This is a genomic window from Bradyrhizobium sp. BR 10261, assembly GCF_019455395.1.
Taxonomy (GTDB): Bacteria; Pseudomonadota; Alphaproteobacteria; order Rhizobiales; family Xanthobacteraceae; genus Bradyrhizobium; species Bradyrhizobium manausense.
This window is the reverse complement of the sequence record NZ_JACOFQ010000020.1, coordinates 108,687-124,741: the sequence shown is the minus strand read 5'-3', so window position 1 is coordinate 124,741 and position 16,055 is coordinate 108,687. Positions and strand designations below refer to the sequence as shown.

The window sequence follows — 16,055 nt, the reverse complement described above, 5'->3', positions numbered from 1 at the left end:
GGCGCGACATGACGACGTTCCGGGGAAGCTGTCTGTGCGGCGAGGTCGCCTTCGAGGTCGAGGGTCCGTTCGATCGCTTCCTCAACTGCCATTGCTCGCGCTGCCGCAAGGCAACCGGCACCGCGCATTCGTGCGAGGTGATCGTCAAGGCGAGCGCGCTACGCTGGCTGCGCGGCGAAGCATCCGTCGCGCGGTTCGATCTGCCCGAGGCGCGCAGCTTTGCCACAGCCTTCTGCAAGAGCTGCGGCAGCCCAATGCCGCATCTGACGCGCAGCGGGCGCGAGGCGATCATTCATGCCGGAGCGTTCGACCAGCGGCTGGGCGCGTCACCCGACCGACATGTGCACTGGGCCTCGCGTGCGGAATGGTATGTGCACGGAGATGAATTGCCGGTCGAGGACTAGGGCTCAGCTTTCCGCGGATACGCCATGGTGGCGGTGATAGGCGCTCGGCGCCGGCCAGGACCAGCCCTTCAGTGTCGGTCGATCCGGCTCGAAGATTTCGATCTTGAGCGGATGACAGGCTGCGGCATCGCTGGAATGGGTTGCGCTGCAGTCCCCGCCGGGACAGGCCGACAACGCGCCGAGCAGGTCGATCTCGGCAAACAACTCGATGAAGTCGCCGGGACGGACCGGACTTGCCTTCATGAAATATTGGTGCGTGTCCCGCGTGAAGCCGGTGCACATGAAGACGTTGAGCACATCGTGGACATGATGCTCCACCGCGGCGGGATCGAGCTTCAATTCGGCGGCGAGCGCGCGCGACAGGTTGGAGTGGCAGCAGAAATCGTAACTCGTGCCGTTCAGCAGGAGGTTGGTGTAGGGATCGCAGCGCGTGCCGATCACATCATGGATGCCGGCGCCGTCGGGGTCGAAACCATACCAGCCCAGCGTATCGTGACTGATGGTCGCCATCGGCCGCAGATAAGGCATCGTGCTCCAGAGCCTGTTACCGAGGCCGACATGGGTGCCATGGAGCGCCCGCGTCTTGCCGCTGAAGAAGCGCTCGGAGAGATTGTCCGCATTCCAGAGATTGAGGTCGCCGACTTGCGGGCCTTCGATGCTGACGATGCGGACAAACTGGCCGCGCGCCACGCGAAAGGCGCGGGCATCGCGCGGCGGCACGATGAGCTCGTGCGTCTTGACCATCGTTTGCCGCGCCGATTCGAGCGTGGTCATGTCGGGCCCGGGCATCGACCCCGCCGGATAGACGATGACCGGCTTGGCAGCACGGCGCGAGGCTGCATCAGTGGGGGCGGATGAGTTCTTCAGGGACATGATGGCCTCAATCACGGGGCAAGACAGGCTGCGGCTGACACTGGAGAAGTGATTTTATCGCCTCACGTCAAGGCGAAGCAATGCACCCCTCCATCAGCGCGTCGAGCTCGGCCTTGGAGAGCACGCCGAGTTCGGCGATGAAGACGATGCGCGCGCGGGGCATGCCTGGTGCGGGCGCGTCACCCGGCGCAAGCGTTGCGCGGCCGCCGGCGAACTGGAACACCATCTGGCGGCCGGGCTGCTCGACGGTTTCGAACAGGCCTTTGGCGCGCGCCAGTTTCGGTGCCAGCTTGCCGATCACCTGCTGCAGGCGCGGCAGCGAGAGCTGATGGTCAGAGGTCCAGCTCAGCGTCTCGAAGCGTTCTTCGGCCGGACGCTTCGGCCCCGGCTCGCGCGGCGCGGGCGCGCGATCGCTGGCGGGAAACAGCAAGGCGGATGGAATCTCGCCGTGCCTGGCATCGACCACGACGGCGGGCACGCGCTGCGCACGGATCGCCTCGCGGATCCGTGCGCCTGCGCCTTCGCCCGCCAGATCCAGCTTGCTCAATGCCACGATATCGGCGACGCGCAGCTGCGAGCGCTGCAGCGCATCGTCCAGCGCCGCCGCCGGCGTTGCCGCGTCGATCACACACAGCACGGTTTCCAGCGGCGCCTCGCGCAGGATCACCGGATCCATCAAATTGCGCACGATGTCGGCGGGATCGGCGACGCCGCTGGTCTCGATGACGATGTATTCCGGCCTGGGATCACGCCGCAGCAAGGTGGAGAGCGTGCGGAGCAGATCGCCTTCGAGCGAACAGCAGATGCAGCCATTGGCGAGACTGACGACGCCATCGCTTGCGCCTGCGGTCAACTCCGCATCGATATTGATCGCTCCGAAATCGTTGACGACGGCGGCGATGCGCCGTCCCTCCGCATGAGCCAGCAGATGATTGACGACCGTAGTCTTGCCCGCCCCCAGAAAGCCCGTGACCAGCAGAATGGGGACCGGCATGGATCAGCTCGCGATGACGGGACGGCGGACGGGCTTTCCGGGCCGCGCCGCCACATCCAGCACGCCGTCGGAGATCAACGGCTGACCGCTGACGACGAGATGCCGCACGCCTTCCGCCGGACGATTCATCGCGGTGAAGGTCGCGCGGTCCGACAGCTTCTCGTAGTCGAACACGACGATGTCGGCATCGGCGTCCCTGGCGAGCCGGCCCTTGGCGCGCATCGCGGGCGTGCTCTGCGACAGGATCTCGGCGGGGATCAGCGCGCATTTGCGCACGCCTTCGAGCAGCGACACGGTCTTGCGCTCGCGCACCCATTCGCGGATGAATTTCGTGAAGCAGCCGGCCGAGCGCGGATGCGAGGTGGCATCGTCAGGCAGCGGCCAGGCATCGCCGGTGTAGGTCTTGCCGTCCGACGTCGTCCACGGCATCGCGTCGGAGGCGATCGCGCCGCCGGGATAGAGCACCGACATGTCGAGCAGATCGCGATGATGCGCATTGTGCTCGGTGTCGAGGATGTGCCAGAGCACCAGCGAGGACGGCTCCTCCGCCTGCGCCTTCAAGAGCTCCTCGCGGTCGCGGAAGCGGTAGCCGTCGGTCACGCGCTGCACGGAATCATAGCCGGTGCCGTTGCGCTCGACGAACTCGGGATCGCTGAAGAAGGCCGCCGCCAGCACCGTCGAGCCTGTGCCGTAAGGATAGGCCTCGACCGTGATGGGCAGGCCTTGCGCCTGCGCCTTCTCGATCAGCACGCGGCAGCGTTCGACGTCTGTCTTGCTCGACGAATTGAAATGGCAGATGTGCATATGCGCGCCGGTGGCGCCGGCATAGCCGATCAGGCGGATATAGGCTTCCGCCGCACTTTCAGGGTCGATGCGCGACATGTAGGCGACATGGGTGAAGGTCGGCACGTTCTGCTTGGCGGCGAGCTGGCACACCGCGGTCAGCTCCTGCACGCCGGCGCCCGGGGCGTAGGCGTTCAGGATGCCGATGCCGATGCCGCCTTCGTTGAGGCCGTGCGCAAGTCGATCGAGGATACCCGTCACCTCGGCATCGCTCGCCACGTTATCCATCCAGCGTCGGTCGCGCATGGCATTGCCGAACGCCTCCAGCGAGCTCTCTGCATTGGAGCCGGTCATCGCGCCGATGCGCGCAAAGGCCCAGTTGGTGGCGGCGCCGTAGTTCAGCACGCGGCCCTTCCGCGCCTGACGCTCGTACCAGGAGCCGACCGGCAACACGCCGGCCTCGAGATCGAGCGTCGTCGTCACGCCATCGAAGGCCTGCATGCGGTCGGCGGGAATCGACTGGCCATGGGCGTGCAGATCGATGAAGCCGGGCGCGACCACGAGGCCGGTGGCATCGATGACCCGCTCGGCGCCGCCGAGCGAGGCGCCGACCGCGGCGATCTTGCCGTTGACCACGGCCACGTCGCCGATGGCGTCCATTCCGCTCGCAGGATCCACCACCCGGCCGCCCGAGATCACCAAACCGCTCATATCGCCACTCCGCCAAAGCCATTTCCAAAGCCCCCAAAGGCCCGGCAGCAGCTTCGGAGGCGAGATCATGTCTATAGAGACAGATTTCCAAGCCAACGACCACCTCCACGGAAGCCGATGCATCATGCCCGGACCGGAGGTCCGGCCGCCGCCGCCAAGGGTGTCAGGCCGCTACTCTTGGGCGCAAATGACACCACCATTACTTCTCGCGCACCTCCTGCCTGTATCGTTCCAGCAGGCCCTCCGCCTTCAGAGCAGAACCGAACTCGTATGTTGTTGAAATGAATCCAATCATCTTTATGAACACCGACCAATAACTAGGTCGAACAGGCCGAGTGCGCTGCCAGCGCTGCCGCTCCCACGATTAGGTGCCCCTCGACCTTGCGAGATGATTTTCCGTTCGCCGCTCTCGCCGGCTCCATGGCGCTTGCGGGTCGTGCTGTATGTATCCTGTCTTGTCAGTTGAAGCGGGAGGATTGGAGAAATGCGGCAAGGCGCTCGGTCTTCGGGGCGGCGAACATCTCGCGCGGGTTCCCCTCCTCGCCGATGCGTCCGCCGTTCATGAAGATGACGCGGCTCGATACCTCGTAGGCGAAACGCATCTCGTGGGTGACCAGAAGCATGGTCATGCCATCGTCGACCAGCGAGCGCACCACCTGCAGAACCTCCGCCACGAGTTCGGGGTCGAGCGCCGAGGTCACCTCATCGAACAGCATCAGGCGCGGGCTCATGGCTATGGCGCGCGCGATGGCCACCCGCTGCTGCTGGCCGCCGGAGAGCTTGGCGGGGTAGTAGTCCTTGCGCTGGAGGAGACCGACGCGGTCGAGCCAAGTTTCGCCGAGGGCGCGCGCCTCCTCGCGGCCCATCCTGCGCACGAGCGTCAGGCCGAGCGTGACGTTCTCCAGCGCCGTCATGTGCGGGAACAGGTTGAACTGCTGGAAGGCCATGCCGGTGAGCGCGCGCTGGCGGGCGATCTCCTTCTCGGCCTTGCGCTTGCGCTGGCCGCCGGCGGTGGAATAGCCGATCTCCTCGCCGTCAATGCGGATCGTGCCGCCCTCGAACTCCTCCAGCATGTTGACACAGCGCAGAATCGTGGTCTTGCCGGAGCCCGACGAGCCGATGATCGAGATCACCTCGCCCGCCCGCACGTCGCAGTCGACGCCCTTGAGCACCTCGACCGGACCGTAGCTTTTTCGTAGGTCCCGGATTTCCAGAAGGTTCGCGGTCATTAAAGCGCCTTTCACGCGAGGCTCACGCGGCGCTCGACGTACCGGCCGAGGCGCTCGATGGCGAAGTTGACGAGGAAGTATAGGAAGCCGGCGAGGAGATAGAATTCGAGGCTGTGGAAGGCGCGGCTGATGACCTCCTGCGTGCGCAGGAGAAGCTCGGCAACACCGATGACCGAGAGAAGCGTCGAGGCCTTCACCATCTCAGCCGCTGTGTTGACGAGCGGCGGGAGAGCCAGACGCAGCGCTTGGGGACCGAGTACGTAGCGAAAGGTTTGCCCGAACGTCAGGCCGATCGCCTTGGCGGCCTCCGTTTGTCCTTTGTGCAGGGTTTGCAGCGCCCCGCGTGTGATCTCGCCGACATGCGAAGCGCAAAACAGGGTGAGCGCAAGGACGCCAGCTTGGAAGGCGGACAGATCGAGGCCGACAGTGCCGAGAATGTAGAAGCTCGCCAGCACCAGGACGAGGACCGGCGTGCCGCGGATCACGTCGGTGTAGACGCGGGCGATTCCCCGCATGGCGCGGTTGCCGTAGGTTAGAGCGAGGCCGAGGCCGGTGCCGAGCACCGTGCCGCCCAGAATGGCGAGGGCGGAGATCGCGACCGTGGTGCCGAGGCCGTAGAGCAACGGCCAGCGCGCGAGCCAGACGATCTCGAAGAAAGAGAGAGGTGGGGTCACGGGCCTTACCTCGAAACGGCGAGTCGCGCTTCGAGACGGCGCAGAAGGGCGGCAAGGATTGCGCAGGTCGCGATGTAGAGCCCGCTCGCCACGATCCACGTCTCAATCACGCGGAAGGTCTCGACGTTGATCTTGCGCGCCTCGAAGGTAAGCTCGGGCACCGCGATCGCGGCGGCGAGCGAAGTGTCCTTGAACAGGCCGATGAAGGTGCTCCCCAGCGCCGGCAGGACGGCTCGGAACATCACGGGCAGGACGAGCCGCCGGCGGATCTGCCCTTCCGTCAGGCCGATGGCGAGGCCCGCCTCGCGCAGGCCTTTGGGCAGGCCCAGAAGGCCGCCGCGGAACACCTCGGCCAGATAGGCCGCCGAATACAGGGCCAGCGCCAGCACGAACGAGTTCGCCTTCGACAGACGCAGCCCAAGCTGCGGCAACGCGAAGAAGGAGAACAGGACGATAACGAGAAGGGGCAGGTTGCGGAACAGTGTGACGTAGGCACCCGAGGGCACCGACAGGAGCCGGGATCGGCTGATCCGCCCGAAGGCGAGAATCAGGCCGAGGGCGCAGCCGATCCCGATCGCCACAAAGGCCAGGGTGAGGCTGAGGCCCAGACCCCAGAGGAGGTTGTCGAAGTTGCGCCAGACGGCGTCGAAGTTCAGGGTGTATCCCATCGGGATCACTCGCTTGGGCGTGGGGCGGTGCGGGCGCGGAGCCTGGACCGCCGGCTCAGCCGGTTACTTGAACTCGACCGGGAAGCCGATCGCCGGGGGCGGCAAATCCTTGCCGAACCACTTCTTGAAGGAGGCGGCGTAGGTGTCGAACTCGACGCCCGTCATCGCTTCGTGCAGGGCAGTGTTGACGAAGTTCAGCCAGTCCTGATCGCCTTTGGCAACGGCGCAGGCATAGGTCTGCGGGCTCCAACCGTAACCGGCGTCCTTGTACTGGCCAGGGTTCTGTGTGACGTACCAGGCGATGGACGACTGGTCGGTGGCGGCGGCATCCGCGCGGCCCGACTGAAGCGCCTGGTAGAGCAGGTCCTGCGACTCATATTGGTCGACGCTCGCCTTGGGAAGCGCCTTGTGGACGAGTTCCTTGGCATAGACGTTCTGGAGAACGGCGATGGTCGCGGACGAGCCAGCCGCCTTCAGTGCGGCGTAGTCGGCGTACTGGCCGCCTTCCTTCAGCATCAGGCCAACGCCCTCACGGTAATACGGGATCGTGAAGTTGACCTGCTGGGCGCGCTCGCCGGTCACGGTCATGAATTGGCAGGTTATATCGACCTTGCCGGTGGTGATGTTGGGGATGCGCGCGTCGGACGACTGGTTGACGAACTCGACCTTCTTCGCGTCGCCGAACAGTGCCTTGGCGATGATCTTGGCCATGTCGACATCGAAGCCCTGAAGCGTGTCGGACGCGTCCTTGAAGTGCCAAGGCGGGTTGGTCGAGCCGGTGCCCACCACGAGCTTGCCGCGTGCCAGCACGTCGTCGAGCTTGGCCGCCATCGCGCCGTTCGGAAGAAGGGCGACGGACGCGGTCGCCATGAGCCCCAGCACCACTGCCTTCGGAATCATTGCCATGCCCTACCCCTTTGTCCATTATAGTAGACATAAAAACGCTACAGCGGATTACCTTATCAATGGACATGCCCTGATCTTTGTCAACTGCTTTGGAGCACACGTGGAAGCTGGATCTCGGCGGTAGGTGATCGATTTCGCGTCGTGCTGCAGAACATCGCACGCGCACAAGGTCATTCGACCGGGCAGGTCTGGCCGTTTGCCCCCACATCAAGACCCATAAGCTGGCCAATCTCGCTGGTTGCGGCGGGACCCGAACGAAGTCTTCGGCTGTTGCGGAATGCGCGATCCAATCGGGAATTCGTCGTTAGACAGCTCACGGCTTTCACAGCCGGTCTCGCCATAGTGTATCATGTTAATCTCTGGTTGATGATGCAGGCCATCGCACAATCGTTGGCAGGCACATCCGGCACAACGGTTGTGACGACGATCTACCAATGCACTGCTTTGCATTGCGGAGACTGTTGATTTGAATTGGTTTGAGAGACTGACGGGCTTTATCGAGACGGACTAAACGTCGACCCGTGACAAGCCCGGGTGCGGAACGGCAGGCTGACTTCGCTGGTCAACGGCCAAGAGCTACAGGACCGGACTGTTGCAGTTGGCCTCGCTGTCCGACCTTCGAAATCAAGTTCGATCTGCCCACGTCAGGCCTGGTCGACTGCGGGTCTCTCTCATGAGCGGCGACGTCAGAGATATGCATTGGCAACGCGCACTTGCTGGCGCGCTCTTTCAAGTTGCTTCGCAGTTCAACCTGTTGGAAATGATCGGGCCGAACAAGGCTCCGGAAGACGGCGTGACCATCTATCAGAGCGATCCAACGCAGGGCCCAGCCTGCGCAATGGCCGCCGGCGCGGCTACAATCTATCGAAATTACTTCGCGAAGGTCGCCGGTCGGTTGGGCCAAACGAAAGATCGCCAGATCGACGCCTTGGCTGATCTCGGTGAATCGAGAGAATGTTTGCTTAGCCGCTCAGCGGTGCGAAGAGTTACCGCAGCCGACGAACTGCTAAGCGCTTGTGGCATCCTGGTCATTAAGGAGCAAGGTTTGGTGCACCCTTACCGCGCCTCCAATCCGAATTCGCCATGGAGAACGCACTCGTATTTCGGTGACAGTGCGCTCAGTTCGGCCCGCGGCCTGCGGGAGGGAGGTTTCCCCGGCACGTCGAAATCGATATTGTCATGGGCGAGGACACCAGAGGACCGGGTCAGCGAAAGTCTCGATCATGAACTCGCATAAGGTCGGACGGAACGACCCGTGCCCCTGCGGCAGCGGCAAGAAGTTCAAGAAGTGCTGCCTGGACGCGCAACGGCTTGATGGGTCGTCGTCCGGATTGCTCCAAGACGATGCCCTGGATTTCGTCTCGTCGGCGCTCGAGGAAGCCGAAGGAAGGATGCTGGCGTACGACCCCTTCATCGAACCGGACCCGGAGCACTGGCTTGCCCTGGACGAGGAAGAACGGATCGATCTCGTGACGGATTACCATCGGCGCGCCGGGGTCCGCCTTCCGCGGCCAGAACTGCACGCGACCCTCCATGCCGTGGTCGAGAGCCAGATTGCCGATCCCGAACTGCCGGTGCGAAGCACGGTGGAACGACTGATGGACGAGGGGCTCGATCGCCACGAGGCCATTCATGCGGTCGGCTCTGTCCTTGCCGGACACATGAACGACCTGGTCCGCAAGTTGGAAGAGCGCGGCGCGAAGCCCGGAACAGGAGCCGGCGAGGATCCGAATGTCAGATATTTCGAGCAGCTGAAGGCCCTGACCGCCGAGCAGTGGCTTCGATCCGGCTGAGCTACGCGTGAGGCGCGGCCTTGAAACTGGCGCTCCCTAGGGGAATCGAACCCCTGTTTCAGCCTTGAGAGGGCCGCGTCCTAACCGCTAGACGAAGGGAGCGTGAGGGAGAGGACATAGCCGCGAATTTTGCCGACGGCAAGGTGAGATTGACCGGTTTCAAATGTCTCCGCAGCGTCGTCCCGGCGAAGGCCAGGACCCATTGCCCCGAATGGTCGTGGTTAAGGCACATCGGGGTGCCGATCTCGTTCACGCAACCGAATTCGGTGGCTATGGATCCTGGCCTTGGCCAGGACGACCGCGCGGTTGGGGCGCCTGTCGGGGCCGACCTTACGGCTCGTTGGCAAATTTCAGCTTTCCGGCCGGCTTGAACGTGCGGGCGTCGAAGGTGCGGATCTCGGTGACCCCGCCGATATCCAGGGTCACCACGAGGCGGTCGCCGGCAACGCCCGTGGACACGATTTTGGTGCCTTTCGGCAGGGTCGCGATGACGTCGCCCGTGGGCTCGGGCGCCCTTCCCTCCGACTTGAAAAGGCGGTAGCCCACCGCGATCAGGACGGCGCAGACGGCCAGCGCCGTGGTCAACCCCGCGATCAGCATCATCCGTCGCACCCGCGCGAACAGCGCGGCCTGCTCGGGGGTCGGTTCGGGAACAACGGTATCAGACGTCGTCATGGAAAGCCTGGGTTCAGCGCAGAGATTGGAAGTCGTGGTGGACGGCGACGAGGGCTCGGCCCGGCTCGATCGCGTGCTGGCGGCGCGCCTGCCGGAGCTGTCGCGATCAAGGCTGAAAGCCCTGATTCTGGCGGGCGCGGTGAGCCTCAAGGACGCCGAGATCCGCGACCCCGCTTATCACGTCGCCTCAGGCGATACGATCAGAATCGACGTGCCGGAGGCGGCCCCGCCCGAGCCCAAGGGCGAGGATATCGCGCTGGATATCGTGTTCGAGGACGACGACCTCATCGTCATCAACAAGCCCAAAGGCCTGGTTGTGCATCCCGCTGCCGGGCACGAGACCGGCACCTTGGTGAACGCCCTGATCGCCCATTGCGGCAGCTCGCTGTCGGGCATCGGCGGAGTGCGCCGGCCCGGCATCGTGCACCGGCTGGACAAGGACACGACCGGGCTGATGGTGGTTGCCAAAAACGACCTCGCGCACGCCTCGCTTACCGCCCAATTCGCCGATCACGGCCGGACGGGTGCGATGCGGCGCGGCTACATGGCCTTCGCCTGGGGGCTGCCGGGCCGGCATCGCGGCACCGTCGACGCGCCGATCGACCGCCACCCGCATGCTCGCGAGAAGATGGCGGTGCGCCAGGGTGGCCGCGAGGCGGTGACGCATTGGGAGCTGCTGGAGAGTTTTAACGGCCGTGACGGCAAGCCGGTCGCAGCACTGCTGGCCTGCGAGCTCGAGACCGGACGCACCCACCAGATCCGCGTCCACCTTGCCCATATCGGTCACCCCCTGATGGGGGACGCGGTCTATGGCCCGCATTTCAAGACCAAGGCGAACCAGCTCGGGCCCGAGTCGCAAGCCGCTTTGACGGCGCTTGGGCGACAGGCTCTGCATGCCTATCTGCTGGTATTGGAGCACCCCAGGACCGGAGAACTTCTTCACTGGGAGGCAGGTCTACCAGAGGATTTGCTTCTCCTTGAAAGCGCTTTGAAAGCGGCGCTATGACGCAGGGGCTTTAAGAAAAGCGTTACATTACAAAAAGTTATAGCTGCCACACGGGGACGTGACGTCAGCAATCCTTCCCTTTTTGACCCCCGATGGGGTATATTGCGCCTGCGTTGGAAGTGACCAACGTGGAACATCGCAGCTACGACCGGCTTTAACCAAGCGGTCGTCTGCCTGGCCCGCCGCTATCGGGGGCCTGAACCTTTGGAGGGCTTCATAATGGCCCGTACCGCTGCTTTGCCGGTCCTCAATGGAGAATCCGGCCTCTCTCGCTACCTCGCCGAGATCCGCAAGTTCCCGATGCTGGAACCCCAGCAGGAATACATGCTCGCCAAGCGTTGGCGCGAGCATGACGATCGCGACGCGGCACATCAACTCGTCACCAGCCATCTCCGGCTCGTCGCCAAGATCGCCATGGGCTATCGCGGCTACGGCTTGCCGATCTCCGAGGTCGTCTCGGAAGGCAATGTCGGCCTGATGCAGGCGGTCAAGCGCTTCGAGCCCGAAAAGGGCTTCCGTCTCGCCACCTACGCGATGTGGTGGATCAAGGCGTCGATTCAAGAGTACATCCTGCGTTCCTGGTCGCTCGTGAAGATGGGCACCACCGCGAACCAGAAGAAGCTGTTCTTCAACCTTCGCAAGGCGAAGAGCAAGATCAACGCGCTGGACGAGGGCGATCTCCGCCCCGATCAGGTGAAGGTCATTGCCAAGCGCCTCGGCGTCACCGATCAGGACGTGATCGACATGAACCGCCGCCTCGGTGGCGACGCGTCGCTCAACGCGCCGATCCGGGACGACGGCGAAGCTGGCGAATGGCAGGACTGGCTGGTCGACAATACGCCCAACCAAGAAGCCATGATGGCGGAGCACGAGGAATATGACCATCGCCGTGACGCGCTGAATGGCGCCATGGGCGTGCTCAACCCGCGCGAACGCCGCATCTTCGAGGCCCGCCGCCTCGCCGATGAGCCGATGACGCTGGAAGACCTTGCCGCCGAGTTCGGCGTGTCGCGCGAGCGCGTCCGCCAGATCGAGGTCCGCGCCTTCGAGAAGGTGCAGTCCGCGGTCAAGGGCACGATCGCAAGGCAGGAGCAGGCCGCGCTGGAAGCCGCGCACTAAGCGCGGCATGTCCTGCGCCAGGAATTGGCGGATCGAGATTGACGAAAAGCCGGCGGCAACGCCGGCTTTTTGTTGTGTGAGCCGCAGCGTGGTCGGCGGATTGTGCCGGCGAGGCTGTTGAACGCAGGTGACGGCTCGACCGACCAAAGATTGCCGGGCCGTATCCAAAGAACGGACACGCATTGTGTCGATCATCCTGCAATCCACCGTCGGCGGCTTCTCCGCCCAGTTCATGCGCAAACTGCCGCTGGTCGAGCAGGCCATGCGCGACCACGGCCTCGATCCGGCAGAGTTCGTGATCTCCAAGGATTATGCCTCGACCGCGACGATTCCGTTGATGCGCCCGTTCTTCTTCAATTACAGCGTCTATTTCGGCGAGGAGGAATTCACCGTCACCGAGCCGAACGACATGGTGTTCCTGGATTACTTCCTCAAACGCGTGCTGGCCGCGGACGGCCCGCCGGAATTGCCTGAGCAGCCGGGATTGATCCGGCGCCTGTTCGGCTGGATGGCACAGCCGGTGTGAATGTCATTCCGGGGCGCGCGCGGCGCGAGCCCGGAATCCATCAGGCGACGGGGTTAGTGGATCAATGGATTCCGGGTTCGCGCCGCGGAATGACAGAGGCTACTCGCCCCAGATCCTGGCCAGCGTCGCGAGCCAGCAGCCTTCGCAATAGCGGGCGTCCTTGAAGTCGATCCAGTTGTGGGCATAGACGTGATCGAGCGGGATGCCGTAGCGCGCGCGCAGGACCTGAACCAGGATCTTCCAGGCCGCGACCTGCGCTTCGGTCGGACCGGTCGCGACATCGGGATAGTTGCCGGCGAACTCGACGCCGATCGAATTGTCGCGCACGACCTGATGATAGGTCGTGCTGTTGTCGATGTATTTGCTGTCGTTGCGGTTGGCGCCGTCGGTATGCGTCGGCACCAGATTGTCCGCGACCGACCAATAGACCGTGCCGTCGGTCTCGACCCAGACCATCACGCCACGACGGGTGGGATTCTTGAACTGCTCCTGCGCGCCGCCGCGAGCCGAACCTGATGGACCTTCGGTCTGGTGCACGATGATGTTGCGCCAGGGATGGGCGGTCGCGACATCGCCCCACGGCGCCAGCCAGACGATCTTCAGGCCTGGAATATCGGGCGTGCCGCTGCTGCGCGCGAGCTTTGCGAGCTCGGAATCCATGGCAGCGGCAGGAACGATCAGCAGGGCGGCGAGAACCGCCGCAACGAGGCGAGATATCATCACAGGATCCAACAACGGACCCCAGCGTAGCAGACTTACGCGAATTTGCGCGCGGGTTCGACCGGCTCGGGCGAGAGCGGCGGGGACTGATCATAGATCGCAAAATCGTTCTTGCCGTGCTTCTTGGCGGCATAGAGGGCATGGTCGGCGTGGGCGATCAGCCTATCCGGGAATTGGCCGACGCCGCGATCCCATTCCGCAACGCCGATCGAAATCGCGATCGGGATGTCGTTGCCCGAGCAGCCGGCGGCGTCCTGGCGGCAGACCTCGAGGATGCGGCGGGCGATCAGCGCACCCTCGCGCAACGACGAGGACGGCAGCACGACGCAGAACTCGTCGCCACCGGTCCGGGCGAGCATGTCGCCGGGCCGGAGGCGCGTCTGCGCCATCAGGGTGAAGTGCCGGAGGCAGGCGTCACCGGCGGCATGGCCATAGGTGTCGTTGATGGTCTTGAAGCCGTCGAGATCGATCACCAGCAGCGAGAACGGCTCACCGCTGCGCTCCGAACGGGCGCATTCCTCGCTCAGCCGCTGCAACAGATGGCGGCGATTGGCGACGCCGGTGAGATCGTCGAGCAGCGCAAGGTCGGCGACCTCGTTGCGGAGGCGGTCCATCGCCATCAGCAGGAAGCCGAAATTGAGCGTCATCGACAGGAAGAGCAGCACCAGCACCATGACGGCATGGTTCTGACCGCGCGCGACTGCCGAGAAATCGCCGCCAAGCGCGTTGCCGACCGTACGGGCCACGAACACCGCGATCATGGTGAGGATGACGATGCCGGCAAGCCGCGCGCCGGGGCTGGCGCGGCCCTCCGGCGGCGACAACAGCAGGCGCAACGACAACACCAGCGGCCAGCCCTGACCGATGGTGTAGCAGAGCATTCGCAGCTGCATCTGGTCGAAGCCGAACTTAAAGAACATGACACCGCCGAGACTTGCGATCGCGGTCGCGGTCATAAGGCGCCAGGACGCCGGCCGATCGTAGAAACGCTGAATGCCCGCAGCCGCAAAGCAGCTCGCGGCAATGATGCCGGCAGCCCCGAACAGCAGCGGCACCACGGAATTGACGAACAGGCCGGTCAACGCCGTGATCGCGCCGGCTGCGCCGACGAAAGCCGACGCCATCCAGAACCGTGCAGCTTCGAATTTCGGATAAGAGCGCGTCACATAGGCCCAGATCAGACCGAGCGCCGAGAAGTTGACGACGAAGACCATCCAGAGCGTCGGTACGTTCAGCACGGCGTCCGCGATACGCGTAGCGTGCCGCCCCCCGTCTCCAGCAGAAGTTCGTCCATGACCCGCCCCCGCGTTCTTGCGGAGGATCATGCGCCGGTTGCGCTTAACGGAACCTCACTGCGATTGTCGAAAGCGCGCCCTTGGTTTTGGATTCATGAACGCAGCGTCTCGGTTATCGATCGTTAGGCACGTCGCCGGCGTCGAGGCGCGATCGCGTCGACGCCGACCGCGAAGCGGATTCGCGGGCCAAAATCACCTGAAAAGGCATCTGAGCTGTGGATAACGTGATGACGCAGATGTGACAGCGCGGGGCATAGACGCGCGAATCTGCTGAGTTTGTCAGCGAGGATGTTGCGAGGCTGGCCCTCCGCCGAGCGATCCTCGTGTCGCGTTTCACCATTAACCCTTAAGAGGATCCTATGGCTAAGAAAGCGAAGAAGGCGAAGAAGGCGACGAAGAAAAAGGCCAAGAAGGCCGCGAAGAAGAAGTAGCGCGGATGTTCTTTGCCCGGGTGGAGCATGCTCCGCCCGGGCGTCGGGCAAAGCTACAGGCTACAAGGCTAAGAGAGTTTGAAGATGGCGGGCGCGGGGCCCGCTTTTTTTATTGGCTACCGCTCGGCGAAGGCCAGCTTGGCACCCAGCAAGGCGAAGCCCGCCGCAAAGGAGCGGCGCAACCAGGCCATCACGCCGGGACGGGAGATGACGCGCTCGCGCACGGAGGCGGCGCAGAGGCCATAGATGACGAACACCACAAAGGTCATCGCCATGAACGCGCCGCTCAATTCCAGCATCCGCGCCAGCACATGCGCTTCGTCCACCGCGATGAACTGCGGCAGGAAAGCGAGGAAGAAGATCGAGAGCTTGGGGTTGAGGATGTTGATCAGGAAGCCGGTGACGATGACCCGGCCGCCCGAGCGTTCCTTGATCTCGCCGTCGACCGCAAGCGCCCCCGTCTCCCGCAGCGCCTGCCAGGACATGTAGAGCAGATAGGCCACGCCGCACCATTTCAGCGCGGCAAAGGCGAGCGCGCTGGTATGGAGCACGGCGGCAAGGCCGAGCATCGCAGCACACATGTGCGGCACGATCCCGAGCGTGCAGCCGAACGCCGCCGCCACACTGGCGCGCGAGCCGCGCGTCAGCGCCGCAGCCAGGGTGTAGAGCACGCCGGTGCCGGGCGACGCGACGACGATCAGCGAGGTGAGCAGGAAGGACCAGGACATGCCTCGTCCCTACCACCCCTGCCGCTTGCCGAGAAGTCACGACACGGTCAGCGCTGCAGCCGGGCGCGCCTCAGTTCAGCTGGGCGATCTCGGCTTCGCGCAGGACGTCCAGCGGCGCCCAGGGCTTGGCCCAGAATTTTGCGCCGGCGGGCAACGCCTGCACCAGGGGGCGGCCGGAGGTGACGACGACGTCGAGCTTCGGATTGCGGTCCTTGGCGACGTGCGCCAGCTCGACGCCGTTCATGCGACCGGCCAGCTGCACGTCGGTCAGCATCAGGCAGAGCGCGCCGGCGCTCTTGTCCAGCACACGCTCGGCGGCCTCCGCACTTTCGCACTGGATGACCTGGTAGCCGCTCTCCTCGAGCAGGAGGCAGAGCATCTCCCGCTGCATGAGGTCGTCTTCAACGATGAGGGCGGTGGCACGAAATGGTTCTGATTGTCCCATCGGCGGCTCCCAATGCTTGCCTCCGTTCAAGTAACGCATGTTAAAGATGGAGCGGGACAACGGTTCGGTTCCAAA

Annotated in this window: 17 protein-coding genes, 1 tRNA gene and 1 pseudogene; 6 read left to right on the top strand and 13 right to left on the bottom strand. The window is 64.1% G+C overall.

The window, feature by feature from the left end; all coding sequences use genetic code 11:
• The first annotated feature begins 8 nt into the window (after positions 1–8).
• Positions 9–404 carry a GFA family protein gene (locus tag HYH07_RS23105; RefSeq protein ID WP_220004648.1) on the top strand — a complete coding sequence of 132 codons (396 nt, stop codon included), beginning with the start codon at positions 9–11 and terminating at the stop codon, positions 402–404.
• A gap of 3 nt (positions 405–407) precedes the next feature.
• Here HYH07_RS23105 and HYH07_RS23100 read toward each other — a convergent pair whose 3' ends face one another.
• From HYH07_RS23100 to HYH07_RS23070, 7 genes are all read right to left on the bottom strand, one after another.
• Entirely contained in the window at positions 408–1,277 is an 870-nt protein-coding gene (locus tag HYH07_RS23100; protein ID WP_220004647.1) for a DUF1989 domain-containing protein, read from the bottom strand.
• A gap of 67 nt (positions 1,278–1,344) precedes the next feature.
• Positions 1,345–2,271, bottom strand: coding sequence for a GTP-binding protein (locus tag HYH07_RS23095; RefSeq protein ID WP_220004646.1), 927 nt, complete (start codon positions 2,269–2,271; stop codon positions 1,345–1,347).
• 3 nt (positions 2,272–2,274) lie between these two features.
• Positions 2,275–3,765: an amidohydrolase family protein gene (locus HYH07_RS23090; protein ID WP_220004645.1), complete on the bottom strand. Its 1,491-nt coding sequence runs from the start codon at positions 3,763–3,765 to the stop codon at positions 2,275–2,277.
• Between the two features lie 458 nt (positions 3,766–4,223).
• Complete coding sequence (locus tag HYH07_RS23085; protein WP_220004644.1) at positions 4,224–4,994, bottom strand: amino acid ABC transporter ATP-binding protein; 771 nt, start codon at positions 4,992–4,994, stop codon at positions 4,224–4,226.
• 11 nt (positions 4,995–5,005) lie between these two features.
• Positions 5,006–5,668, bottom strand: coding sequence for an amino acid ABC transporter permease (locus HYH07_RS23080; RefSeq protein WP_220004643.1), 663 nt, complete (start codon positions 5,666–5,668; stop codon positions 5,006–5,008).
• A gap of 5 nt (positions 5,669–5,673) precedes the next feature.
• Positions 5,674–6,336: an amino acid ABC transporter permease gene (locus tag HYH07_RS23075; RefSeq protein WP_220004642.1), complete on the bottom strand. Its 663-nt coding sequence runs from the start codon at positions 6,334–6,336 to the stop codon at positions 5,674–5,676.
• 63 nt (positions 6,337–6,399) lie between these two features.
• Positions 6,400–7,206, bottom strand: a complete 807-nt coding sequence (locus HYH07_RS23070; protein ID WP_409363907.1) for a transporter substrate-binding domain-containing protein — start codon at positions 7,204–7,206, stop codon at positions 6,400–6,402.
• Positions 7,207–7,915: 709 nt separating this feature from the next.
• On the opposite strand from HYH07_RS23070, the gene HYH07_RS23065 reads away from it, so the two are divergent.
• Positions 7,916–8,479, top strand: a complete 564-nt coding sequence (locus HYH07_RS23065; RefSeq protein WP_220004640.1) for a hypothetical protein — start codon at positions 7,916–7,918, stop codon at positions 8,477–8,479.
• Between the two features lies 1 nt (position 8,480).
• Positions 8,481–8,546: pseudogene (locus HYH07_RS23060) on the top strand (SEC-C metal-binding domain-containing protein); the annotation flags it as partial.
• Positions 8,547–9,062: 516 nt separating this feature from the next.
• Here HYH07_RS23060 and HYH07_RS23055 read toward each other — a convergent pair.
• Positions 9,063–9,137: transfer RNA gene (locus tag HYH07_RS23055), tRNA-Glu, on the bottom strand.
• Between the two features lie 228 nt (positions 9,138–9,365).
• The gene (locus HYH07_RS23050; RefSeq protein WP_220004639.1) at positions 9,366–9,710 is read right to left on the bottom strand and encodes a hypothetical protein; all 345 of its coding nucleotides are present in this window, start codon (positions 9,708–9,710) and stop codon (positions 9,366–9,368) included.
• Between HYH07_RS23050 and HYH07_RS23045 the strand changes: the two genes are divergently transcribed.
• The 3 genes from HYH07_RS23045 (at position 9,709) to HYH07_RS23035 (ending at position 12,361) form a co-directional block, all read left to right on the top strand.
• A complete protein-coding gene (locus HYH07_RS23045; RefSeq protein ID WP_220004638.1) occupies positions 9,709–10,716 on the top strand; it encodes an RluA family pseudouridine synthase in 1,008 nt (335 codons plus the stop codon). The genes HYH07_RS23050 and HYH07_RS23045 overlap by 2 nt on opposite strands.
• A gap of 219 nt (positions 10,717–10,935) precedes the next feature.
• Complete coding sequence (rpoH, locus tag HYH07_RS23040; protein WP_057747064.1) at positions 10,936–11,835, top strand: RNA polymerase sigma factor RpoH; 900 nt, start codon at positions 10,936–10,938, stop codon at positions 11,833–11,835.
• Positions 11,836–12,019: 184 nt separating this feature from the next.
• The gene (locus HYH07_RS23035; protein ID WP_220004637.1) at positions 12,020–12,361 is read left to right on the top strand and encodes a hypothetical protein; all 342 of its coding nucleotides are present in this window, start codon (positions 12,020–12,022) and stop codon (positions 12,359–12,361) included.
• A 99-nt stretch (positions 12,362–12,460) separates the two neighbouring features.
• On the opposite strand, the gene HYH07_RS23030 is transcribed toward HYH07_RS23035, so the two are convergent.
• From HYH07_RS23030 to HYH07_RS23015, 4 genes are all read right to left on the bottom strand, one after another.
• Positions 12,461–13,081, bottom strand: a complete 621-nt coding sequence (locus HYH07_RS23030; protein WP_220004636.1) for a peptidoglycan recognition family protein — start codon at positions 13,079–13,081, stop codon at positions 12,461–12,463.
• Positions 13,082–13,116: 35 nt separating this feature from the next.
• Positions 13,117–14,319: a GGDEF domain-containing protein gene (locus HYH07_RS23025; RefSeq protein ID WP_220004635.1), complete on the bottom strand. Its 1,203-nt coding sequence runs from the start codon at positions 14,317–14,319 to the stop codon at positions 13,117–13,119.
• A gap of 604 nt (positions 14,320–14,923) precedes the next feature.
• Complete coding sequence (locus tag HYH07_RS23020; protein ID WP_220004634.1) at positions 14,924–15,535, bottom strand: LysE family translocator; 612 nt, start codon at positions 15,533–15,535, stop codon at positions 14,924–14,926.
• Between the two features lie 70 nt (positions 15,536–15,605).
• Positions 15,606–15,980 (bottom strand): response regulator, encoded by a 375-nt coding sequence (locus HYH07_RS23015; RefSeq protein ID WP_220004633.1) that lies wholly within the window; start codon positions 15,978–15,980, stop codon positions 15,606–15,608.
• Positions 15,981–16,055 lie beyond the last annotated feature (75 nt).